Raw genomic sequence first — 23,833 nt, 5'->3', positions numbered from 1 at the left:
GCCCAGGCCCTTTTTCACAGGAACCGACGATGACTGTCTACTTCATTGGCGCAGGTCCCGGCGACCCGGAACTGATCACCGTCAAAGGCCAACGGCTGATCCGCAGCTGCCCGGTGATCATCTATGCCGGCTCCCTGGTACCCGCCGCCGTGCTCGAAGGCCATCAGGCCGAACAACTGGTGAACAGCGCCGAACTGCACCTGGAACAGATCATCGAACTGATCAAGGACGCCCATGCCAAGGGCCAGGATGTGGCGCGGGTGCATTCCGGCGATCCGGGCCTGTATGGCGCCATCGGCGAGCAGATTCGCTACCTGCGCGAACTCGACATTGCCTTTGAAATCATTCCCGGCGTTACCGCGACAGCGGCCTGTGCGGCCCTGCTGGGGGCGGAGTTGACCTTGCCGGATGTGTCACAGAGCGTGATTCTGACCCGTTACGCCGACAAGACGGTAATGCCTGCCGGTGAAGAGCTCGGCAGCCTGGCGCAGCATGGGGCGACCATGGCGATCCATCTGGGGGTCAATCATCTAGAGAAGATCCTGGTCGAATTGCTCCCGCATTACGGCGCGGACTGTCCGATCGCAGTAATTCACCGGGCGACCTGGCCGGATCAGGATTGGGTGGTGGGTACGTTGGCGGATATTGCCGGGAAGGTTGAAGCGAAGGGGTTTCGGCGCACGGCGTTGATTCTGGTGGGTCGGGTGTTGGGCAGCGATCAATTCAGTGAGTCGTCGCTGTACCGCGCCGGGCATGCACATTTGTATCGTCCATCCTGATCGTTCCCACGCTCTGCGTGGGAATGCCTCAACGGACGCTCTGCGTCCGCTTTTGGGACGCGGAGCGTCCTGAGCTGCATTCCCACGCGGAGCGTGGGAACGATCAACGCGGAGCGTGGGAACGATCAAATATCACCCATAAAAAAACGGCGCTCACGGGGCGCCGTTTTTCATGTCGCAGCGAACACCTTAGTAGTAGGCGTTTTCTTTCTGCGTGTGGTCGGTCACGTCGCGAACGCCCTTGAGCTCGGGAACTCGCTCAAGCAGAGTACGCTCGATGCCTTCGCGCAGGGTGACGTCTGCCTGGCCGCAGCCCTGGCAGCCGCCGCCGAACTTCAGCACGGCGATGCCATCGTCGACCACATCGATCAGGCTGACCTGACCGCCGTGGCTCGCGAGCCCCGGGTTGATCTCGGTCTGCAGGTAATAGTTGATGCGCTCGTTGATCGGGCTGTCGGCGTTGACCATCGGTACTTTGGCGTTTGGCGCCTTGATGGTCAGCTGGCCGCCCATGCGGTCGGTGGCGTAGTCGACTACCGCGTCGTCCAGGAAGGCTTCGCTGAACGAATCGATGTAGGCGGTGAAGCTTTTCAGCCCCAGCGCCGTGTCTTCGGGTTTTTCTTCGCCCGGCTTGCAGTAGGCAATGCAGGTTTCGGCGTACTGGGTGCCAGGCTGGGTGATAAAGACGCGGATGCCGATGCCTGGCGTGTTCTGCTTGGAGAGCAGATCGGCCAGATAGTCGTGGGCGGCGTCGGTAATGGTAATAGCGGTCATGGAAACTCCTCGCAGGCTTGGGCGCAGTTTACGCCAATCATCGCGCCGGACAAAGTCCTAGTATTTTTGTCGGGAAAGATTTCGCGCCCCCCTGTAGGAGCCGGCTTGCTGGCGAAGGCGTCAGACCGGCCAACATCTATGTTGAATGTGATGGCCTATTCGCTGGCAAGCCAGCTCCTACAGGGGGCTTCGGTGAACACGAAATCGGTGGACGACGCCGATCCCGTGTAGGAGCCGGCTTGCTGGCGAAGGCGTCAGACCGGTCAACATCTATGTTGAATGTGATGACCTTTTCGCTGGCAAGCCAGCTCCTACAGGGCCAGCGAAGGCGTCAGGTCAGTCAGAGGTTTTCGTAGCGGTTCATGTCCAGCACGCCCTCTTCCACCGGATCGGTCTCGTGGACGTACCGGCTCAGGTCATGGAAGTAAAACCAGAACTGCGGATGACTGCGACGAATGCCCCAGTGCTCGACAATTTTCTCGAAATGTTTGGCGTCCCTGGCGTTTTCCATTGCGTCGACGAATGCCGGCACTTGCTCGGCGGGAATGTTGAAGATGAAGTTCGGATAACTGCTGAGAACGCCCGGGAAAATGCTGATCGTGTCCAGCCCCGGCTGATAACGCAGCGACTCGCCTACCAGGAACGCCACATTGCTGTGCGCACGATTGCGCAGCAGGCTGTAGACCTCGCGCTTGCCGCTTTGCGTCTCGATCCGCAGCATGATCGCCTCCGGCAGTTGATCGATGACCTTGAGCCCGGCCGCCGGGCGGGACGCCAGGCGGCTCAAGGCCTGTTCGGCACTCTGCAGCGCCGCATCGATATTGGGTCGCGAACAATAAGCGCTTTCGCAGCGATTGATCGGATCGGGTTTGGCATTGAGGTCACCGTATCGGACCAGCAACTGCCTGGCGAAGTCGCGTTTGGGGTCCTTTTCATCCAGCTCCAACGCCGTTGGCTGGTCGTTGTCGATGGCCTCATAGTCCAGCCACAACTTGATTCTGGCGCTGTTCTGATACCAGTCGTCGAGGTAATCGCCCCGCGAATCGGCGGGCATCAGGCGCAGGAAGTTCTGTTCGGCGCCGTTGCGAATCAGGTCGAAGTACAGCCGTGTCTGTGCCTGGTGGGAGACATTGCCGAACACATCGAAATTGACCGCCAGTTGATAATAAGTGCGCTCCAGCAATGGATAATCGAACAACCACATCGTTTGCGGCACGTCTCCGATCAACCCCTTGTTCACCGAGGCGCTGTCGAAATGCCGAAAAATGCTCAGCAAGGCATTGTCGTTGCCGGCCCATAAGGTCGACCAGCCCGGCGCCGGCGTATCGGCGTAGCTGTCCTGGCGCAGCGCCTCGTACTCATTGCGCTTGTCGCGATAATCGTGCCACAGGCTCAGGACGCTGCCGACGTCATCATTCTGCCCCGGCATCGCCAGCAACGGCGTGGCCTGGCCACGGTAATTCGGGTCGGTGACGTAGAGGTCGTGCTCAGGCGCCTGAAACAACGCCCAGAAATTGTCACGAATCACGTCGGTGGCAATCTGCCCACGACACACCGGGCCGCGAATAAAGGTGCGCACGAAATACTCGGCGTTATCGAGCATGAACTGGTAACGCGCCTGGGCCGGGATCGCCTCGAACGTGGTGAACGGATTGGCCCGGCGATCCGGCCCGTAGCCCGGCAGGGCGTTGACTTGCCAGTTGCCGCGGTAGAACAGGCTTTTGATCCGCGCCATCTTCGCCGCGCTCAGGGGGTAGGTAATGTGGGTTTTCTGCACGATCACCCCCTGCACCGGCCACAGACGGTAATACACCTGCGTCCCGGGATCGTCGTTCGGGCGGCGGGTGCTGATCAGGTCGATGGGCTGCCCCGTTGGCGTGCGCGAACGCACCCACTGGAAGAAATGCCCCGGCTCGCCGTCCTTGAAATAGAGATGCGCAAGGAACCAGTGCTCGAACAGCCAGCGCCCCACCAGGCTTTGTCGCGCGCCCGGGGCATTGAGCAGGTTTTCCCACTGCACCACCTGCAAGGCTTCCTCGGCCGACGGCTGCAGAGCTTGCTCATCGATGGGCGCACCCGAGGCCAGCCAGCGCTGCAGCGTCTGGTATTGCTGAGCGGTCAGGCCGGTCACGGCCAGTGGCATGCCCTCTTTCGGATGCGCGCCGGCGTAACCCTCGAACTCGGCCGGCATGGCGCAGCGGTTTTCCCGGTTCAGGCCCAGAACGATGTCTTCAGGCAGTTTGGCGTTGGGTTGCAAAGGTGTTTTGTGGCCCAACTCCAGCATTTGTGCCATCAACGCGGCCTGGCTGCCTTGGGCGTCGAGCACCGAATAGAAGCCTTTCTGCTGCCAGGCCCGTTTGCCGAAGGCGTCATAAAACAGCCGGGTCGGCGCAGCGGCCTTGCTGCGCTCGCCGTCGTAGACCGGGATCTTGGTCGCACCGCGCGCCACGCCTTCTCCACTACCCAGATTGAGCTGACAGGCGGCGTCGTAGCAGGCGTGGCAGGCTACGCACTTTTCGCTGAAGATCGGTTGTATGTCGCGGCGGTAGGAGATGGCAGCCGCGAGGGGCGACTCCTGAGCGGCGGCGCCCCAGCTTGATAACAGCACAACCATGCCGATGACGCGAAAAGACATGTCCCTGGTCCCGATCGTGAAAAAACGCCGCGATTCTACCGGTCCGACAGCCCCTCCAACATGAGCGATATTCATGCAAAAGCCGAACATGTTCTAAAAGCGCACAGGTTTGCTATCATCCCGCCCCTTCGTCATGGTCTTTCCGAGTAGTCCCAATGTCCGATCGCAGTGTTCGCCTTCAAGCTCTCAAGCACGCCCTCAAAGAGCGCATCCTGATACTCGATGGTGGCATGGGCACGATGATCCAGAGCTACAAGCTCGAGGAGCAGGATTACCGCGGCAAACGCTTTGCCGACTGGCCGAGCGACGTCAAGGGTAACAACGACCTGCTGGTGCTGACGCGCCCGGACGTGATCGGCTCGATCGAAAAAGCTTACCTGGATGCCGGCGCCGACATTCTGGAAACCAACACCTTCAACGCCACGCAGGTGTCCCAGGCCGACTACGGCATGCAGGACCTGGCGTACGAGTTAAACGTAGAAGGTGCCCGTCTGGCGCGCAAGGTCGCCGACGCCAAGACTCTGGAAACCCCGGACCGGCCGCGCTTCGTCGCCGGCGTGCTCGGGCCTACAAGCCGTACCTGCTCGCTGTCGCCGGACGTGAACAACCCCGGTTATCGCAACGTGACCTTTGATGAACTGGTGGAAAACTACACCGAGGCCACCAAGGGCCTGATCGAAGGCGGCGCTGACCTGATCCTGATCGAAACCATCTTCGACACCCTGAACGCCAAGGCCGCGATCTTTGCCGTGCAAGGGGTTTACGAAGAACTGGGCGTCGAGTTGCCGATCATGATTTCCGGCACCATCACCGATGCCTCCGGTCGCACCTTGTCGGGCCAGACCACCGAAGCTTTCTGGAACTCCGTGGCCCACGCCAAGCCGATCTCGGTCGGTTTGAACTGCGCCCTCGGTGCCAGCGAATTGCGCCCGTACCTGGAGGAGCTGTCGAACAAGGCCGGCACCTATGTCTCCGCGCACCCGAACGCCGGCCTGCCGAACGAATTCGGCGAGTACGACGAACTGCCGTCGGAAACCGCCAAGGTCATCGAGGAGTTCGCCCAAAGCGGCTTCCTCAACATCGTCGGCGGCTGCTGCGGCACCACGCCGGGCCACATCGAAGCCATCGCCAAGGCCGTGGCCGGTTACGCACCGCGGGAAATCCCGGAGATTCCCAAGGCTTGCCGCCTGTCGGGCCTGGAACCCTTCACCATCGATCGCAGCTCATTGTTCGTCAACGTTGGCGAACGCACGAACATTACCGGCTCCGCCAAGTTCGCCCGGCTGATTCGTGACGACAACTACACCGAAGCCCTGGAAGTCGCCCTGCAGCAGGTCGAAGCCGGCGCCCAGGTGATCGACATCAACATGGACGAGGGCATGCTCGATTCGAAGAAGGCCATGGTGACCTTCCTCAATCTGATTGCCGGCGAGCCGGACATCTCCCGCGTGCCGATCATGATCGACTCCTCCAAGTGGGAAGTGATCGAAGCCGGCCTGAAATGCATCCAGGGCAAGGGTATCGTCAACTCGATCAGCATGAAGGAAGGCGTCGAGCAGTTCATTCAGCACGCCAAGCTGTGCAAGCGCTACGGCGCCGCCGTGGTGGTGATGGCCTTCGACGAAGCCGGCCAGGCCGACACCGAGGCGCGCAAGAAAGAAATCTGCAAACGCTCCTACGACATCCTGGTCAATGACGTCGGCTTCCCGCCGGAAGACATCATTTTCGACCCGAACATCTTCGCCGTGGCCACCGGCATCGAAGAGCACAACAACTACGCTGTGGACTTCATCAATGCCTGCGCCTACATCCGCGACGAACTGCCGTATGCCCTGACGTCCGGCGGCGTGTCCAACGTGTCGTTCTCGTTCCGCGGCAACAACCCGGTGCGCGAGGCGATTCACTCGGTGTTCCTGCTATACGCCATCCGCAACGGCCTGACCATGGGTATCGTCAACGCCGGCCAGCTGGAGATCTACGACCAGATCCCGGCCGAGCTGCGCGATGCCGTGGAAGACGTGATCCTCAATCGCACGCCGGAAGGCACCGACGCCCTCCTCGCCATTGCCGACAAGTACAAGGGCGACGGCAGCGTCAAGGAAGCCGAGACCGAAGAGTGGCGCAACTGGGACGTCAACAAGCGCCTGGAACATGCACTGGTCAAGGGCATCACCACCCACATCGTCGAAGACACCGAAGAGTCGCGCCAGTCCTTCGCCCGGCCGATCGAAGTCATCGAAGGCCCGCTGATGTCCGGCATGAACATCGTCGGCGACCTGTTCGGCGCCGGCAAAATGTTCCTGCCGCAGGTGGTGAAATCCGCCCGCGTGATGAAGCAGGCCGTGGCCCACCTGATCCCGTTCATCGAACTGGAAAAAGGCGACAAGCCGGAAGCCAAGGGCAAGATCCTCATGGCCACGGTCAAGGGCGACGTGCACGACATCGGCAAGAACATCGTCGGCGTGGTGCTGGGCTGTAACGGCTACGACATCGTCGACCTCGGCGTGATGGTGCCGGCCGAGAAGATCCTGCAAGTGGCCAAGGAGCAGAAGTGTGACATCATCGGCCTGTCCGGCCTGATCACCCCGTCGCTGGATGAAATGGTCCACGTGGCCCGCGAGATGCAGCGCCAAAACTTCCACCTGCCGCTGATGATCGGTGGCGCGACCACCTCCAAGGCGCACACGGCGGTGAAGATCGAACCCAAGTACAGCAACGACGCCGTGATCTACGTCACCGACGCCTCCCGCGCCGTGGGCGTGGCCACCCAGTTGCTGTCCAAGGAGTTGAAACCGGCGTTCGTCGAGAAGACCCGCCTGGAATACATCGAAGTCCGCGAGCGCACCGCCAACCGCAGCGCCCGCACCGAACGCCTGAGCTACCCGGCGGCGATCGCCAAGAAGCCGCAGTTCGACTGGAGCACCTACACCCCGGTCAAACCGACCTTCACCGGCGCCAAGGTGCTGGACAACATCGACCTCAAGGTGTTGGCCGAATACATCGACTGGACGCCGTTCTTCATCTCCTGGGACCTGGCCGGCAAGTTCCCGCGCATCCTCACCGATGAAGTGGTCGGTGAAGCCGCTACTTCGCTGTACGCCGATGCCCGGGAAATGCTCGCCAAGCTGATCGACGAAAAACTCATCAGCGCCCGTGCGGTGTTCGGCTTCTGGCCGGCCAACCAGGTGCGCGACGATGACATCGAGCTCTACGGCGACGACGGCAAGCCACTGGCCAAACTGCATCACCTGCGCCAGCAGATCATCAAGACCGACGGCAAGCCGAACTTCTCCCTGGCCGACTTCGTGGCCCCGAAGGACAGCGAAGTCACCGACTACGTAGGGGGGTTCATCACCACCGCCGGGATCGGCGCCGAAGAAGTGGCCAAGGCCTATCAGGATGCTGGCGACGATTACAACTCGATCATGGTCAAGGCCCTGGCCGACCGTCTGGCCGAGGCCTGCGCCGAATGGCTGCACCAACAGGTGCGTAAAGACTACTGGGGTTATGCCAAGGACGAGACGCTCGACAATGAGGCGCTGATCAAGGAGCAATACACCGGCATCCGCCCTGCTCCGGGCTACCCGGCATGCCCTGATCACACCGAGAAAGGCACGCTGTTCTCCCTGCTCGACCCCGAAGCCAGCGAAATGCAGGCGGGCCGCAGCGGTGTGTTCCTTACAGAGCATTACGCGATGTTCCCGGCGGCGGCGGTCAGCGGCTGGTACTTCGCTCACCCGCAGGCGCAGTACTTCGCCGTGGGCAAGATCGACAAGGATCAGGTGCAGAGTTACACCTCGCGCAAAGGTCAGGAATTGAGCGTGACCGAGCGCTGGCTGGCGCCGAACCTGGGTTACGACAACTAAACCCAAGGAATACACGCCCCTCTGTAGGAGCCGGCTTGCCGGCGAAGGCGCCCTTGAATATGACGGAAGACTCAAGGGCCTCTTCGCCGGCAAGCCGGCTCCTACAGAATTGTGTCTGGCTCCTGAGTGCATGCATTTTTTCGGGATTGTCTATGCTTAGCTCTTACACATCCGTGACGAGGGGTTTATGGACGATCCAGTCGACAACAACAAGCCGCCCACCTTCTGGCAGATGCTGCACAGCGTCATGGCCGCGGCGTTCGGGGTGCAGAGCGGGAAGAACCGGGCCCGGGACTTCACTCACGGCAAGCCCAGCCATTTCGTGATCCTGGGGATTCTGTTCACGGCGGTCTTCGCTCTGACCCTGTTCGGCATCGTCAAACTGGTGCTGCACCTGGCCGGGATCTGATACCTGACTCAAGGCCAATGACTCAGTGCAGCAGGGTCTGCAGGCTGAAGGGGTAGCGATACGACGCCGGTTGTCCCTTGGCCGAGAGCTTTTGGAAATCCACGCCGTAATCCTGCCTGACACCCAGCGCCAACAGTCGCTCGGCCTGGGCCCGATCGATCAGTTGCAGCAACGGAATCTGCCGGTCACGGCCGCCGTACTGACCGAAATCGACGCCTTGATCATAGTCATGCAACTGCACGAGGGCCCAACCGCCGAGACTGAAATGCCCACCCAGCAGCACGCTCAGCCGACCGTCCAATAGCGCTTGCAAGGCTGCGGGAGAATGGTTGATGGTGCCGAACAATGCATCCTTTCCAGGTTCGCCACCGGCTTCGGCATAGGCTTGCATGACCCCAAAGGCCATTTCGTCATTGGCCGTCCAGACCAACGAGGCCTTCGGATAGCGTTTGAACAGCAACCCGGCCTGGTCATAGGCGCGCTCCCGGGTCCAGCCGCCATACACCAACTGGCGCAATCGCACTTCAGGGTGCTCGGCCAGGGCACGCATCATGCCCTTCTCCCGCAGCTGCGCCGCTGGCGTGACCTTCAGACCGGAAAAGGCCAGCAGCTCGATAACCTGACCGGGGGCGGCCGGGGGATGCAGGCGAATCAGCTCCTTGAGCATCAGGTAGCCGCCCTCCTCGTCGTTGGGCACCAGGCTACCCAGCCAATCGGGGTATTTTTCAGGTTGCGAGCCGAGCAGGCTCATCTGGTCCGGGGTCAGCGCGTTATTGACCATGAACAGCTTCACGCCACTGCCTTGTGCCAGGCGCAGGATTTCGGGGGCAACGTACTGCTCGTTGACGAACACCAGATAGTCCGGCCGGCCTGGTCCCTGCAAGGCCTCGCGAGCCTGCGCGAGGGTGGTTTCAGCAAGATGGTCGGCGTATTGAATGCGCAAATCCATGGCCAGGTCCTTCGCCGCGGCCTGCATGAACTGCGAATAACTGACCCAGAAAGCTTCCCCGGTGGTTCCCGGATTCAGGAACAGCACCGACGCTGCCTGGGTACAAGGTGCCAGGATCGTGCCCAGCGTGAGTAATACGCCGCAGAAAAACTTCAACATTGATCGTCCGAGCCCCGACAATTCGCCGCACATTTTAGCCAGCGACCTCCCGTACAACGGCGATTACTGCGCTTATAGTCCGACAATTGTCGGAGCGAGCCCGGACGAGGTCTTCATTGATGACTGACCCAGAATACCGCGGTGCCCACGACCAGGATGATCAGGAACAAAATGGCCCAGGCATCTACCGTGCTATCGGGTTTTGTGGCTTTGGTAGGGTTGCTCATTGCATCGCCTCTTGTCGGTTTTATCGGTGATTGCATAAAGACTCGACCACAGTTAAGACGATGATTGCCCCCACCACAACCAGGGGTTTTGCAACAACGATTCTCATTAGTCCTTTTGGTTCTTTACATATACTCAAACATCACTTTTGCGCATAACTGCAAACTGGTATCTTGCCCCGGCTCCGTAGGGAGTGCGCGGCCGTGCGCGCAGAATTGCCGAGGCAGTATCGGAAACTTCTAGGCGAAAAACGCAACTGGATCCGACCGGCCCAAGCCTGAGAACAGGACTTATATGTACGTATACGACGAGTACGATCAGCGGATCATCGAGGACCGCGTCAAGCAGTTCCGTGATCAGACCCGACGCTATCTGGCAGGCGAGCTGAGCGAAGAAGAATTCCGCCCGCTGCGCCTGCAAAACGGGCTTTATATCCAGCGTTTCGCGCCGATGTTGCGGGTGGCGGTGCCTTACGGCCAGCTGACTTCGCGCCAGACGCGAATGATGGCCAAGATTGCCCGCGACTATGACAAGGGCTATGCCCACATCAGTACCCGGCAGAACGTGCAGTTCAACTGGCCGGCCCTGGAAGACATTCCGGACATCCTGGCTGAACTGGCGACCGTGCAGATGCACGCGATCCAGACCAGCGGCAACTGCCTGCGCAACGTCACCACCGACCAGTTCGCCGGTGTCGCCGCGGACGAGTTGATCGATCCGCGCCCATGGTGCGAGATCGTCCGCCAATGGACCACCTTCCACCCGGAATTCGCCTACCTGCCGCGCAAGTTCAAGATCGCCATCAACGGTTCGACCTCCGACCGCGCCGCTATCGAAGTCCATGACATCGGCCTGGAAGCGGTGCGCAATGCCGCTGGCGAAATCGGCTTCCGCGTGCTGGTCGGTGGCGGCCTGGGCCGTACACCGGTTGTGGGCGCATTCATCAACGAGTTCCTGCCGTGGCAGGACCTGTTGAGCTACCTCGACGCCATCCTGCGGGTCTACAACCGCTATGGCCGTCGTGACAACAAGTACAAGGCGCGGATCAAGATTCTGGTCAAGGCCTTGACGCCTGAAGTCTTTGCGCAAAAAGTCGACGCGGAAATGGAACACCTGCGCGGTGGCCAGACCACATTGACCGAGGCCGAAGTGCATCGCGTCGCCAAACACTTCGTCGACCCCGAGTACAAGGCGCTGGACAACCAGCCCGCCGAACTCGCCGAGCTCGACAAGCAGCACCCGGGCTTTGCGCGCTGGCGCACCCGCAATACCCTGGCCCACAAGAAGCCGGGCTATGTGGCGGTGACCCTGTCCCTGAAGCCCACCGGCGTTGCCCCGGGCGACATCACCGACAAACAGCTCGATGCCGTGGCCGACCTGGCCGAGCGTTACAGCTACGGTCAGCTGCGCACCTCCCACGAGCAGAACATCATTCTGGCCGACGTGGAACAGGGCCGGTTGTTCGAGATGTGGGGCGAACTGCGCGAGCAAGGCTTTGCCACGCCGAACATCGGCTTGCTGACCGACATCATCTGCTGCCCGGGCGGCGATTTCTGCTCCCTGGCCAATGCCAAGTCGATCCCGATCGCCGAATCGATCCAGCGCCGTTTCGACGACCTGGACTATCTGTTCGACATCGGCGAACTGGACCTGAACATCTCCGGTTGCATGAACGCCTGTGGCCACCACCACGTCGGCCACATCGGCATCCTCGGGGTGGACAAGAAAGGCGAAGAGTTCTACCAGGTGTCCCTGGGTGGCAGCGGCACCCGCGATGCGAGCCTGGGCAAGATCCTCGGCCCGTCCTTCGCCCAGGACGCCATGCCTGACGTGATCGAGAAGCTGATCGACGTGTACATCGAACAACGTACCGAAGACGAACGCTTCATCGACACCTATCAGCGTATTGGCATCGACCTCTTCAAGGAGCGCGTCTATGCAGCGAATAATTAAGAACAACGAAGTCGTCGACGAAACCTGGCACTTGCTGCCCAAGGACTTCAACATCGACGAGATCAGTAACTGCGACGACTACATCGTCCCGCTGCAGCTGTGGCGCGAACACAGCCGTATGCTGCTGGCCCGTGATGGCGGCCTGGGCGTGTGGCTGGACGCCGATGAAGAAGCCGAGGAAATCGGTGAGGACGTGAATCAGTTCCAGGTCATCGCCCTGAACTTCCCGGCCTTCACCGATGGTCGCAACTACTCCAACGCCCGTTTGCTGCGTGACCGTTATGGTTTCAAGGGCGAACTGCGGGCGATTGGCGATGTGCTGCGCGATCAGTTGTTCTACCTGCGTCGCTGCGGGTTCGATGCCTTCGCACTGCGCGCCGACAAAGACCCGTACGAAGCGCTGGAAAGCCTCAAGGACTTCTCGGTGACCTATCAGGCCGCCACCGACGAACCGCTGCCGCTGTTCCGTCGCCGCTGATCCTCAAGCCTTGAACCCCGCCCGGGGTTCAAGGCCCCCACCCTAGTTCGCGTCTAACGGAAACGGTCGCCCCATCGCCACCCAATCCCGGTACAGCTTCGCCCGGTCTTCCAGCACGCTGAAAATCGCAAACGGATTATCGGCATCCACCGCAGCCACTTCGACATCCTGCACCAGGCGCCTCCACAACTCCTCTGACGCATCGGCCTCGCCCAGCAGTCGCCAGACCCTCGCTTGAAGTGTCAGATAGTCCACGCGAAAATCCGCCGTCAGGGTCAGGCCGTCAATGATCCTCAGGAAGCGTGCGCCAAAGCGTTTGTCGGCTAACCGTAGCCAGAGCAGAATCCTGGCATGTCGTTGCGCTTCGTTGGCTTCGTCGGCCCCACGCACCCAATCGTTGACGCTGCCGTAGTCAGGCCCGGGTTCGCTTAACCAGAGGTTGATGCCTGTTCGCTGCCGATGTGCCACCAGGCGCAACAGGGTATCTTCGTCGGTCAACGGATTGCCCTGCAGCAAGACGCGCTCCCGGGTGATGGCCTGGTTCATGATGGGCGGTGGCACCCGCGTGATCTGATTATTTCGCAGGTCCAGCAGGTCCATGTACGGATGGTCCACCATTATGATCGGGCATTTGCTGATGCGCGTATTTCTCAGGTTCAACCATCGCAAGTCATTCATGCCCACTAGCAGGGGAGGAATGACCAGCGGGTTGTCGCTCAAATCCAGTCGCTGGAGCTGAGTCAGTTCTTTGAGTCGCGAGGCCATCGGCCCCGTGAATGCCATTTCAGTGGACCGCAAGTTCAACGACGTCAGATGTCGCAGCTCTAGCATGGCGGGCGGAAAGGAACTGACCAGATTGCCGCCGTTATCGTGAAGACGAAGATCGACAGCCTCCAGGTTCAAGGTGCGCAACTTTGGAAAGTTTTCGAGGAAGTCATTCAGGGTCTCGCGCTCGAACAAGTGAAAACCCCGCATCGACAACTCGGTCACGTCGTCGAGACGAACATTCAGCCCGGGTAATCGGTGGTAATCTTCAAAATCCATGTTCATCTTGAAGCCGTTCAGGTAACTGCCTGAATAATGACTGCCTTCTTGCGGGGCACGTTTTTGCCAGATGGCGATCATTTCATCGGCCAATTCAGCCCTCATGTCGCGTTCGACCTGAATCGTGTCATGCAGCATGGTCAAATTGTGCGCCTCGATCTCCTCCTCACTCAGCCCCTGCGCTTGTATGTCCGCGGCGTCGAGAAAAGGCAGGTCCATGTCTTCGACGTCGTCAGTTGTCTGATCGATCCAACCGTTCAAATCGGAGTTCAGTTGCTGTAGCTGGTCCTGCAAACCGTCGAGATGCGCCTGGGCGCTCGCCCCCGCCTGCTGTAGCCATTCATCGGCTTCGGCATTGGAATACTCGGGGTAAAGGTCCCTGACCTGCGCCCTCATCAATTGGTGCCTCAACGCCCCGGCCGGCGGCGGGTCCGGAAACCAGCCGCCTCTGAGGCCCTGGCGCTCGAAGGGTAATCCGCTGTCTTTCCTTGCCGATCCGAGCATGAATTCAGACCGGGATAACGCCCGGTCGCCGATTTTCAGCCGCAATTCACTGGCGGGATCAAGCGACATCAGCTGCAACGCTGAACGCTCATCGTCGGTTAATAATCCAAGGACTGCGCCGTAGAAGTCCGTTTGCAGATCCTGATGCAGATAGTGATCGCCCGTCTTGACCAGACGCCGCACGTGCGGTGCATCGAGCGGCCCGGTACGGTCCAGCACACGCCCGATGGCCGACTGATCCAGCACCTCGATGCACACATCTCCAGGCCAGCCGGGCAGGTTTTTCAGCGAGTGCAAGGCCAGTGTGTCTGCCTGCGGATTGCGCACCGACCGCAGGTACAAACCCTCATAAGCCCGATTGAGCCACACATGCTGTTGATATTGGCGGGCCTTGCTGTCCAGGCGCTTGAACAGGTGCACGGCCTCGGCGGCATCGGGTGGTATCCGGATGTCCACGCCATAGCGGTCGAGCATTTGTTCTATGGCGCTTTTTGGCAGGCCCGGGTATTCACGCTGGAACAACCGGACCCATTCATGCTCCGACTGTTGAAGGGCTTCATACCGGCTGTTGAACAGCTCTGGGCGCCCTGCCGACTCGAGATCCTGATCGATCTGGAATCGGCTGATCGTATCGGCCAGCAACGGCGTCGGTGAGCGCCCGGTGTTCATCAGGCGCAGCATGTCGTCATCGACCGCGCAGACCTTGCCGATGCGGGCAAGTGTCTCATCGCTGAAGGTGGCCACCGACGGCCCGATTCCACGCAGCAGATCCAGCCGGGTCGGTACGGGAAGGATGGGCGTTGTTACGGACGGCTCAAGTGCGGGCGCACTATCCGGTGCCGCTGAAGGATCGCTGCCGCGGTGATCCGCGTCCTTCAGCGGTGCGACATCAACCGCGTCGCGCTCCGCCGCGCCTGCGATGCCGACGATGGGCAGTGCGTTGAGCAAGCCAAACACCGTGCGCGTCACACCCTCCGAACGCTGGCTGGCCGTTGCGCCATTGACCGCCTGATTCAGACCGTAGCCGGCATCGATAAGCCCCGCTAACGCGAGCAATCCATCACCACCAGGAATGAACAAAGCCAGCGGGCCAAACCGGTTGACCCATTGCACGACAGGTTCGACAACCGCGCTCAGGTTGTCGCGGTTGACCTGGGCATCGTCACGTATGATTTTGACGCTGGCCAACGCGGTCTGCTTCATCGTCAGCACCAGTTGCGCAAAAGGGTCGGTACCTGCTGGCGCGTCATCAAAGCCGATGTACTCGGCAGGATCCCAGTAGCCATCATTGTTGAAGAAACCAGCCTCCCGGGTGAGCCGGTGCATTTCAGGATAGATCGCCATGCCCTCCAGCGCGGTCAGTACACCGGCGTGGAAGGTGCCGTCTGCGCGATCTTCCTCGGCAAAATGAGCAGCCAGTGCTTGCTTCGTTTCGTCGACGCGTCCCTGCGCGACAACCCATTGATGCAGTTGCCCGACATCGGTGAAGTCATGCAGCGGTGATGAGTTGCCGGGGATGTACATCAACACCCGGGGGCTGGATGAACGGCGGAAGATCCAGATGTCGGTCGCGGTATGACGATACAGCTTCAAGCGGCTCGCCTGGACCGTCGAAAGGGTCGGGGTCGGCGCTTGAAGCGGGTTGATCGTCAGCGATTCCCATGTTTGATCCGGCGGCAGTCCTGCGGCTTCCAACGCGAGCTCCAGGCCCTTCTGAGTCAGTCGTTGTTCATGCAGCTGCAACCAGGCGCTTATCACAAAGGCCGTCTTGACCGACGTCCTCAAGGCATAAGGCGCCGCAGCCAGGAGCACCTGGTCCGACGGCCACGCCTGATCGAGATAGTCGTTGTACTGATCCTGCAGGTCCAGCTCCCAGACCCACTTCTTGAAATCTGCCGGTCTCAGGGCGATCTGCGTCGAGGGTCCGTAGATTTGCGGAACGGTCTGCCGATAGATGCCTTCATAGGTCTGGTGATTACCGACGCCTTGGTAGGCGAACTCGTCGACCCGCTCCACGAGGCGGACATCCGGGCCAATGTCAGGCGGGGTGTACAAGCCGAATGCGGTTTCACCCCATCGCCCGTCACCGACAGTCTGCTCGTTAAACAGCAGCGCTTGCAGCAGAGATCGGGAACTTGCCACCTGCCCCTGGTGGATGCCCCCCTGTGCGGGATGCCCGTGATAGTCGTAATCGAGCGTCACCAAAAGACTGGTCTGCGGGTCGATGTCCTGCCCCCATTTTTGCTTGATTTGGTGTTCGCCGAACTGGTCGGGAGATTGTGGCAGCGCGAGGTCGACGATGCCTTTCAGATCGTTGCGCGTTTGCCAGGTCGGTGTCGGATGGGGGGCGGCTACTTGATCATGAGGGCGCTCATTCATCAGACACCTCTTCGGCGGGCAGCGGCAGTCCCGGATGTCTCGCCAAGGCTGCGGCGGTCAAGCGATCGAAAAACTGTACGGTGTCGTTTTTAAAGTTTTCGATGATTGCGTTCAGGCGTTGGGTCGCGGTTTCACGTGGCAAGTCGACTTGCGCTTCCAGTTGGGCAAAAGCATGGGCACTGCGCTGGGACAGGGCGTCGAACTCGTCCTGATGAGTCTGCAGAAGGTATTCGTACCAGAACTTTCGGGCATTGATCGAGGCCAGCAGCGCCGCGGAGTTTTCGGCTTTGGCGACCTCTTGATAGACGCTATCGAGTTCCTCGAGGGATACGTCGACATCCCGGACGAAATTCATTTCCCTGGGCTGGGCAGGCAGATCCAGGCGCTGCGCCAGCCTCACTCGGTAAATCAGCTCGAGCTCCCGCGCCTGGTCGCGACTGAAGGGGCCGGCCAGCGAGCGACGACCGATCTCGATCATGGCCTGCCGTTCCACCTGTTGCAGTCGAAACAGGCCTCTCAACAGCTGCACCAGCTCTCCCTCCAGGGTACGATTTCCAGTACGAGCCGAAACCACGGCTCGATAACACAAGACCATCACCACCATATCGTTGAACAACTGCACTGCGTTCTCGGCGCTGACCCGACCGATGCGAGCTGCTTGAAACAAGGTGCGTCGCAACACGTCATCTTCGGCGGCCGCTTCCAGCATGTCCCATACCCGCTGAGTCAAATCGATTTGCATCAGGCGGAAATCCGCGGTGTCGTGTAGCTGGGCAAGCAAATGGAAGAAGTCCCTGGACCTTGGATACAACGCCAATGAGCTCCATAGTGCTTGCTTGCGGGCCAATTCCGCACCGACCTGTCCGCTCAACCAGATCGAGCCGTGCCTGGCGATATCCGGCTGCACGGCCGCGACCTGAAGGTCCTGGAGGTAATCGGCGGCAAGAACCCCCAGGCTGATGCGGTTGGAACGTTGATAGGCGGCGAGCGCCTCCAGGCTCGACGCTGAAAGCGGGTTACCATCGACGTTTGTGCCGAAGTTCAAGGCGGACCGGGCCTGGTACACCGTTTCTGGAATGTGTGCGATGAGGTTGTCGCGCAGATCCAGTGTCTGCAGTTCGGAAAGATCATTGACCCCGACCGGCCAATCGACAATCTTCGTACCCCGCAAGGCAAGGTGCCGCAGTTGCTTGAGGGCCGTGACCGTCGGAGTTTGCCCGAGCGCCGGGTTGAAGCTCAAGTTGAGCGAGTGCAGATGCTCCAGGCCATTGAGCAACCGGATCGATTCCGGCGTCAGATGAATCCGGTTATCGCTCAAGTCCAGCTGCACAAGCTTGGGCATGTCCGCGATGGCCTGGGGGATTCGGGTCAGTTGGTTGCCGGTCAGGCTCAATGTGCGCAGATTGGTAAAGTTGCGCAGAAATGCATTCAATCCGGCGCTGGCCCCTACCCCATCCATCTCCAGGGCGCCAATATGACTGAAGTTACCGATCATCACCGGGATATCCCCCAGTGCCTGCGCATCAAAACTCAGTGTGTAAAGCATTTCCGGGGTATCACGCACAAAACTGCCCTCTTTGCGCCAGGCGCGCAAAATCGACTGCTCGGCTCGTTGCTTGCTGTGTTGAGGAACCCTGAGCCGTGGCCCGTCGTCTTCCTGATGGTGGGTATCGCGATTGACCCAGCGCTGCAGCGTATCCCGGATGGCCTGATGTTCCTGGCGCAGCGCTTCAAGTGCCTGGATGGCCAGCACTTCGTCGGAGCCCAATGTCGTCAGGAAATGTTCGATCTGCGTTGGCGAGTGAGTGGGATAGAGCTCTTGGGCCCGCTGTAGCAGTGCCGGCGAACGCGATGAGAGCCCATCCGAAGGCGGTAGCCCCAATAAAATCGCTTTTGCGACCAACCGGTCAGCCAGGCCCATTGGCGAGCGGTAACCGGCGCGTCTCGGCTCGATACCTATAGCCCCGGCGATGGCATCGCGTCGCTGCAAGGCCAGTGCCGTGATTTTTTTCCTCAGTTCCACACCGGCGTCTGGCGTTTCGACCCCCAGCGCTTTGCGCGTATTGACGGGCAAGCCTTCCCAAAGCGTTTGAAAAAAATGCGCGCGGGTGCGTTTCAACTGCGTGAGCAGCTTTTTACCACTGGCATCGGACGCTTCAAAACGGTCAGGGTAAGCTTCGATAACGAGCTTTTGCGCGGAGTCTTTTGATCCAATGCTGGCCCTTTCATCAGCGTGTACCGCCCATTCAGCGATCTCGACAAATACATCGCTTGGCCAGCCCGGTAAATGCTTGAGGGTGTTGAGCACCAATCGGTCCGTGTCCAGCCCGCTGGCCGCGTCCAGATACAGCCCTTCATAAGCGCGGTTCAGGCGCACTATCTGCGCATACCGCCGGGCTTCTTCGGCCAGCCGCAGCGGCACTTTTGCGTCTTCGAGTTGCTGCCATTCAGTGGTGTCGGCATTCTGTACCAGCTCGTCGGCGACACTGGCCGGCAGTTTGGCAAACTGCTCCAGGACAGGCGCGGCCTTCGTCTCGGAGATCACATTGGAGCGCTGATAGAAGCGGTCAAACAGCGATAACCGCTGGCCCTCTGCTCGCTCGGCGACCACGTTGGCCAACGATTGGGCGTGAAGCGTTTCGTCAGTCGCAGAGCCAATCAGGGCCTTACGCTGCGCCGTGTCCAGCCCCTTCAGCAACGCTGGATAGAACTGCCCTTTGTTAAAAAGATCCTCTGAGATCTTGATTTGCCTGGATGCCGAAGCCCGCCCGTATTGCTTGATTTCCCCACCGGTAATATCGGTAATGCTCACCTTTGTTTCCCGAGGCCATTTACCCCCGGATGTCAGCAGATACAACTGCAGATCGGCATCAGCCTTCGGCGCGGAGGCCGATAGACGCATTTGTTCCATGAAACGGTTGACAGCCTTGTCCGCGCGAAAGCGTCGCACGGTGTCGACCAGCGTCGCCATCGGCTTGCTGCGGTCCGGATACAGCTGGCGCAACAGCGATTCGTCGAGGCCACTCATGGCGAGGATCTGTAAGCCCTCGGTGTCCGGGATGTCCTCCTCGCGATAGCCCAGGCGTCGAAACAATGTGAGCAGATTCCATTTCTGCGGCAGCTCGGAATCGTGAAGCCACGCACCTGCGCCGTTGGTCTCCATCACCGGTGAATAGCGTCCGGATGTTTGCGGGTGCTCGACTTCCCACAGGTCGGTGCCTTGAACGGGACGCACGGCAAAAGTATCCGTCCCTGTTCGCAAGTACTGACGCTCACGCCACTTCACGAGCCCCTGCTCATCGGCAGAGAGTTTGCCCGGAACGGTTGAGTGCTGGCGATAAGCCTTTAAGTCGGGTTTCCATAAGCGGACGGAACCGGAGCCAACCGGGACGGCCCTCAATCGACTGATAAAATCCGAAGATTTGACGGCCTTGTAACCTTTGCCCACCCCCTTTGCCGCAACAGCCGTTGCCGTCATCAGAATCAGGTTTTCGATGACATCGAACAGATAGTCGGTGGCTTCTTCCTGCTCCCCCCGGGACCAACTGTCGATGCCTTCGTAAACCTCTGTCAGCAATTGAAACCCGGCGACGGCAAACATGACTTCGCCCACCACCGGCAAGAAGGAGCTGAAGAACAGCAGCGTGTTGACGCCGATGGTTTTATACGTCTCCAACCTTGCCAGACGGGTTTTTTCATCCTCGTCATCCGTTGGCACCACCAGCAATCGCGCATCGGCGATCACATGGGCCGAGCGCTGATGAAACAGGGTCAGGAACACATCATCGTTCAGATCAAATCCGTCCACCGATACGTAGACGCTACTCGAAGGCAGTGGCGACGTTGTTCGAGACAACAGCCGCGTATCCAGCGCCGTATGAAAACCAGGCCGGTCACTCAGCAAAATGAAACGCATGAAAAACTGGCGAAAATCGGCGCTTCTAAGGCGTCTACTCAGTTCCGTTTCAAAATTCTTGAACGACGTATATTCCTTCAGAGGGTGCAAAGGGTCACCCGGCAGGTAAACCACGCATCGGTAATCATCGTCTGCCTGTTCGCTGACAGGGCCAACGAAGATCGCGCCATGCAGTTTTACACCCAGCATCTCCAACCCTTGATAACCCAGGGTGTTGCTACCCAGTTTAATCGTCGCAGCGCAATCTTTGACCGATATCAGCATATTATAAACATCAGCACTGACATGCTTCTTCATGAAAGCGATATGCATGTCGACTTCAAACCGATCTTTTGCATAGGCTTGATGTTTAACGCGCAACGGCTCCCTCTCCAACATAGTATTGAGGTGCGCCTGGTATTGCTTACCCAAGTCCAGTGTTCGACACAGTTGCGCGAACTCATGGGGCTCGATCGACAGGATCTTGCTGGACCGCCCATTGATACGTTTCGGAATATAAAGAAACGAGTTGTCGTCATAATTTCCCGACGCCGTCTCGCTGGATTCGAAATTTTCGCAGGCAGCCATCAACAGATCGCGGTCAATCGGCGTGATCAACTTTTTCCTCAACCCGAGCAAGCTCGACGTCGAGCGCACATGCTGAAATACCACGCCTTCTATATCAAGCGGCTCGCCCAATTTGTCTGACATGGCCTTGGCCAGCAAGGGTGCACAAAAGCTTTCAGGGGATTTCAGTTCGCCCAAGGCATCCAACACCTCACGTCGGGTGCGGTAACTTGCGATAAGACTCTTGCGCAGGGCGGCGCGAACATCGGAGGGCGACTCAAGCAGCCAGGACGGGGTCTGTTGTTTAATAAGTGAGAAGAAGGCGCCCTGTTGTTCTGGCGTCATGCTATCCAACGCTGTGTTATTCGTTTTTACCGTCATGTTGAACAACCTTTAATCTGATGTGGACAACCAGATTAACGTTGAGCATTTTCTTATAAAAGTTCGAATAACCGATGAACGACAAGCGTAAACAAACAACATTCCAATGCTTTAAAATATATATGTACCGCACCAAACTCCGTTCATGAATGCAAAACGCCTTGTTGCCGAAAACCGGAAACAAGGCGTTCATGAGGTTCTTTACCAGAAGCGTTGTTGAGTCAAACGGCTCCACCAGGACAGCAAGACACGGTCTACCGACCCGCTGGCCGCCATGCCAATGCGCTCCTGCAGGCTTTTACGTTCCGCATAATGCAGGTGATACAGCTCGGATTTCTTCGCCCGCTCGGCGAGGTACTCATCGCTGGTCTTGAGTTCGTCCACCAGTTGCTTGTCCATTGCCGCGATGCCCAGCCAGATTTCACCGGTGGCAACCTTGTCGATGTCCAGTTGCGGGCGGTAGCGCGAGACGAAGTTCTTGAACAGCTGATGAGTGATGTCCAGGTCTTCCTGAAACTTTTCCCGGCCCTTCTCGGTGTTTTCGCCAAATACGGTCAGGGTGCGTTTGTATTCGCCGGCAGTCAGGACTTCAAAGTCGATGTCGTGCTTTTTCAGCAGGCGGTTGACGTTCGGCAGCTGCGCCACCACGCCGATCGAGCCGAGAATGGCAAAGGGTGCACTGATGATCTTCTCGCCGATGCACGCCATCATGTAGCCGCCGCTGGCGGCCACCTTGTCGATGCACACGGTCAACGGCACACCGGCGTCGCGAATGCGCGCCAGTTGCGAGGACGCCAAGCCATAGCTGTGGACCATGCCGCCACCGCTTTCCAGACGCAGCACCACTTCATCCTTGGGCGTGGCCAGGGTCAGCAGCGCGGTGATTTCATGGCGCAGGCTTTCCGTGGCAGAGGCCTTGATGTCGCCGTCGAAATCGAGCACGAACACCCGGGGCTTGGCCTCGGGCTTTTTCTTCTGCTTTTTCTCGGTCTTGGCTTCGACCTTGCGCAGGGCCTTGAGCTGGTCTTTGTCAAGCAGGGTCTGCTCCAGGCGCTCGCGCAGCCCCTTGTAAAAATCATTGAGTTTACTGACCTGCAGCTGGCCGGCGGTCTTGCGTCGACCTTTGCTGCGCAACGCCGCAAAACTGGCCAGCACCACCAGGATGGCGACCACCAGTGTCACGGTCTTGGCCAGGAAAATGGCGAACTCGGCAAAAAACTCCACAATGACTCCTTCAATACGATGCGCTGCATAAACGCGCGCGCGATACTCTCAGCATACCCATGCGCGGTCCCGGCGACCAGCCGTGAAAACTCTCGCAACAAGCCTGTAACAGGCATTTCAAACAAGCGTATGTTTTTTCATTGACAGCTCACCGTCATCCTCATAACCTCGCCGGACCTTCAACGTACCGGGATGACGCGGACGTGGGCAGTATCTATTTGATTCGACATGGCCAGGCCTCCTTTGGTGCAGACGACTATGACGTCCTGTCGCCGACCGGTATTCGCCAGGCAGAAGTCCTCGGCCAGCACCTGGCCGGGCTGGGCATCAGCTTCGATCGCTGCCTCGCGGGCGACCTGCGCCGTCAGCAACACACGGCCAACAGCGCGCTGGAACAGTTCGCTGCCGCGGGCCTGCCGGTGCCGATCCTGGAAACCGATTGCGCCTTCAACGAATTCGACGCCGACGCGGTGATCCGCGCGCTGCTGCCAGCCATGCTGGAAGACGAACCCGAAGCGCTGGACATCCTGCGCAATGCCGCGCAAAACCGTGCCGAGTTCCAGCGCATCTTCGCGCTGATCATCGAGCGCTGGCTCGCCGGGACCTTTGACACGCCAGGGCTGGAAAGCTGGCTGGGATTTGTCGAGCGGGTACAAGCCGGTCTGCAGCGCATCCTCGAAAATGCCGACAACACCCAGAAAATCGCCGTATTCACCTCGGGCGGCACCATCACTGCCCTGCTCCACCTCATTACGCAAATGCCGGCACGCCAGGCATTCGAACTGAACTGGCAAATCGTCAACACCTCGCTCAACCTGCTGAAGTTTCGCGGGCGCGAGGTGGCACTGTCTTCTTTCAACAGTCAGGCGCACCTGCAACTGTTGAAAGCCCCGGAACTCATAACGTATCGCTGAGTCCGGACTATTGTGACCCTGGCTGTAACCACCCAGCTCTAATTACCCAAGAAAGGATCGAACCATGACCTCCGTAGCTGATGCCGTACAAGCAATGAAAGCCAAGTTCAACCCAGCCGCTGCTGCCGGTCTGGACCTGGTATTCGGTTTCCGCATCGACGACACCAAGAACTTCTCGCTGATCGTCAAGGACAGCACCTGCGAGCTGCAAGAAGGCGAAAACCCGGACGCCCAGGTGACCCTGGTGATGGACAGCGAAACCCTGGAAGGCATCGTCAGCGGCGAAACCGACGGCATGCAAGCCTTCATGGGCGGCAAGCTGCGCGCCGAAGGCGACATGATGCTGGCCATGAAACTGTCCGAGCTGTTCCCGGCCTAAGCACGTCGTCCCCGTCCTTCGGGGGCACGCCTGGCTGCAAACGAATCCCGCCCCTAGTGGCGGGATTCGTCGTTTTGGCCCCTGGAAAACGGCTACCTGCGGATTTGCGGTCTATATTCCTTCTGGCCGCATGCGTCAGACATCGGCCGTTGACCCTCGCTTTTCATGAAGAGCCTTTTTATGAAGAGCTTCTGCGCGGAGCATTGCCATGAGCCCACCTGACGACCACGACGGCTTCAATCGCCGGCGTGTACTGCAAGGCCTTTCGGCAGGTGCCGTCGGTGCCTGGATCAGCCCACTGCTAGCAGGGAGTAAAACC

Annotated in this window: 13 protein-coding genes; 7 read left to right on the top strand and 6 right to left on the bottom strand. The window is 59.4% G+C overall.

Annotated elements, in window-relative coordinates:
- The first annotated feature begins 29 nt into the window (after positions 1-29).
- On the top strand, positions 30-779 hold the full coding sequence (gene cobM / locus F8N96_RS02695; RefSeq protein ID WP_150796450.1) for a precorrin-4 C(11)-methyltransferase: 750 nt from the start codon (positions 30-32) through the stop codon (positions 777-779).
- Between the two features lie 189 nt (positions 780-968).
- Here cobM and nfuA read toward each other — a convergent pair whose 3' ends face one another.
- Positions 969-1,553 carry a Fe-S biogenesis protein NfuA gene (gene nfuA / locus F8N96_RS02690; protein WP_045057579.1) on the bottom strand — a complete coding sequence of 195 codons (585 nt, stop codon included), beginning with the start codon at positions 1,551-1,553 and terminating at the stop codon, positions 969-971.
- Positions 1,554-1,893: 340 nt separating this feature from the next.
- Complete coding sequence (locus F8N96_RS02680) at positions 1,894-4,188, bottom strand: fatty acid cis/trans isomerase (protein WP_150796448.1); 2,295 nt, start codon at positions 4,186-4,188, stop codon at positions 1,894-1,896.
- Between the two features lie 155 nt (positions 4,189-4,343).
- Here F8N96_RS02680 and metH point away from each other — a divergent pair, with 155 nt between their 5' ends.
- Positions 4,344-8,054 (top strand): methionine synthase, encoded by a 3,711-nt coding sequence (gene metH, locus F8N96_RS02675; RefSeq protein WP_150796447.1) that lies wholly within the window; start codon positions 4,344-4,346, stop codon positions 8,052-8,054.
- A gap of 187 nt (positions 8,055-8,241) precedes the next feature.
- On the top strand, positions 8,242-8,463 hold the full coding sequence (locus F8N96_RS02670; protein WP_008011009.1) for a DUF2970 domain-containing protein: 222 nt from the start codon (positions 8,242-8,244) through the stop codon (positions 8,461-8,463).
- Between the two features lie 22 nt (positions 8,464-8,485).
- Here F8N96_RS02670 and F8N96_RS02665 read toward each other — a convergent pair whose 3' ends face one another.
- Positions 8,486-9,571 (bottom strand): ABC transporter substrate-binding protein, encoded by a 1,086-nt coding sequence (locus tag F8N96_RS02665; RefSeq protein ID WP_150796446.1) that lies wholly within the window; start codon positions 9,569-9,571, stop codon positions 8,486-8,488.
- A gap of 519 nt (positions 9,572-10,090) precedes the next feature.
- Here F8N96_RS02665 and F8N96_RS02660 point away from each other — a divergent pair.
- The gene (locus tag F8N96_RS02660; protein WP_150796445.1) at positions 10,091-11,749 is read left to right on the top strand and encodes a nitrite/sulfite reductase; all 1,659 of its coding nucleotides are present in this window, start codon (positions 10,091-10,093) and stop codon (positions 11,747-11,749) included.
- Positions 11,733-12,227, top strand: a complete 495-nt coding sequence (locus F8N96_RS02655; RefSeq protein WP_150796444.1) for a DUF934 domain-containing protein — start codon at positions 11,733-11,735, stop codon at positions 12,225-12,227. Before F8N96_RS02660 ends, F8N96_RS02655 begins: the two co-directional genes overlap by 17 nt.
- 42 nt (positions 12,228-12,269) lie before the next feature.
- On the opposite strand, the gene F8N96_RS02650 is transcribed toward F8N96_RS02655, so the two are convergent.
- From F8N96_RS02650 to sohB, 3 genes are all read right to left on the bottom strand, one after another.
- Positions 12,270-16,154, bottom strand: a complete 3,885-nt coding sequence (locus tag F8N96_RS02650; protein ID WP_150796443.1) for a dermonecrotic toxin domain-containing protein — start codon at positions 16,152-16,154, stop codon at positions 12,270-12,272.
- Positions 16,147-20,997, bottom strand: a complete 4,851-nt coding sequence (locus F8N96_RS02645) for an NEL-type E3 ubiquitin ligase domain-containing protein (protein WP_224794069.1) — start codon at positions 20,995-20,997, stop codon at positions 16,147-16,149. Before F8N96_RS02645 ends, F8N96_RS02650 begins: the two co-directional genes overlap by 8 nt.
- Before the next feature lie 201 nt (positions 20,998-21,198).
- Complete coding sequence (sohB, locus tag F8N96_RS02640; protein WP_150796442.1) at positions 21,199-22,221, bottom strand: protease SohB; 1,023 nt, start codon at positions 22,219-22,221, stop codon at positions 21,199-21,201.
- 203 nt (positions 22,222-22,424) lie between these two features.
- On the opposite strand from sohB, the gene F8N96_RS02635 reads away from it, so the two are divergent.
- Positions 22,425-23,135, top strand: a complete 711-nt coding sequence (locus F8N96_RS02635) for a histidine phosphatase family protein (RefSeq protein WP_150796441.1) — start codon at positions 22,425-22,427, stop codon at positions 23,133-23,135.
- A gap of 64 nt (positions 23,136-23,199) precedes the next feature.
- Positions 23,200-23,514 (top strand): SCP2 sterol-binding domain-containing protein, encoded by a 315-nt coding sequence (locus F8N96_RS02630; protein ID WP_150764762.1) that lies wholly within the window; start codon positions 23,200-23,202, stop codon positions 23,512-23,514.
- The last annotated feature ends 319 nt before the right edge of the window (positions 23,515-23,833 follow it).

This window comes from Pseudomonas fluorescens (assembly GCF_902497855.1).
GTDB classification, from domain to species: Bacteria; Pseudomonadota; Gammaproteobacteria; order Pseudomonadales; family Pseudomonadaceae; genus Aquipseudomonas; species Aquipseudomonas fluorescens_BI.
The sequence above is the reverse complement of the archived record's forward strand: the minus strand, read 5'-3'. Positions and strand labels throughout refer to the sequence as shown.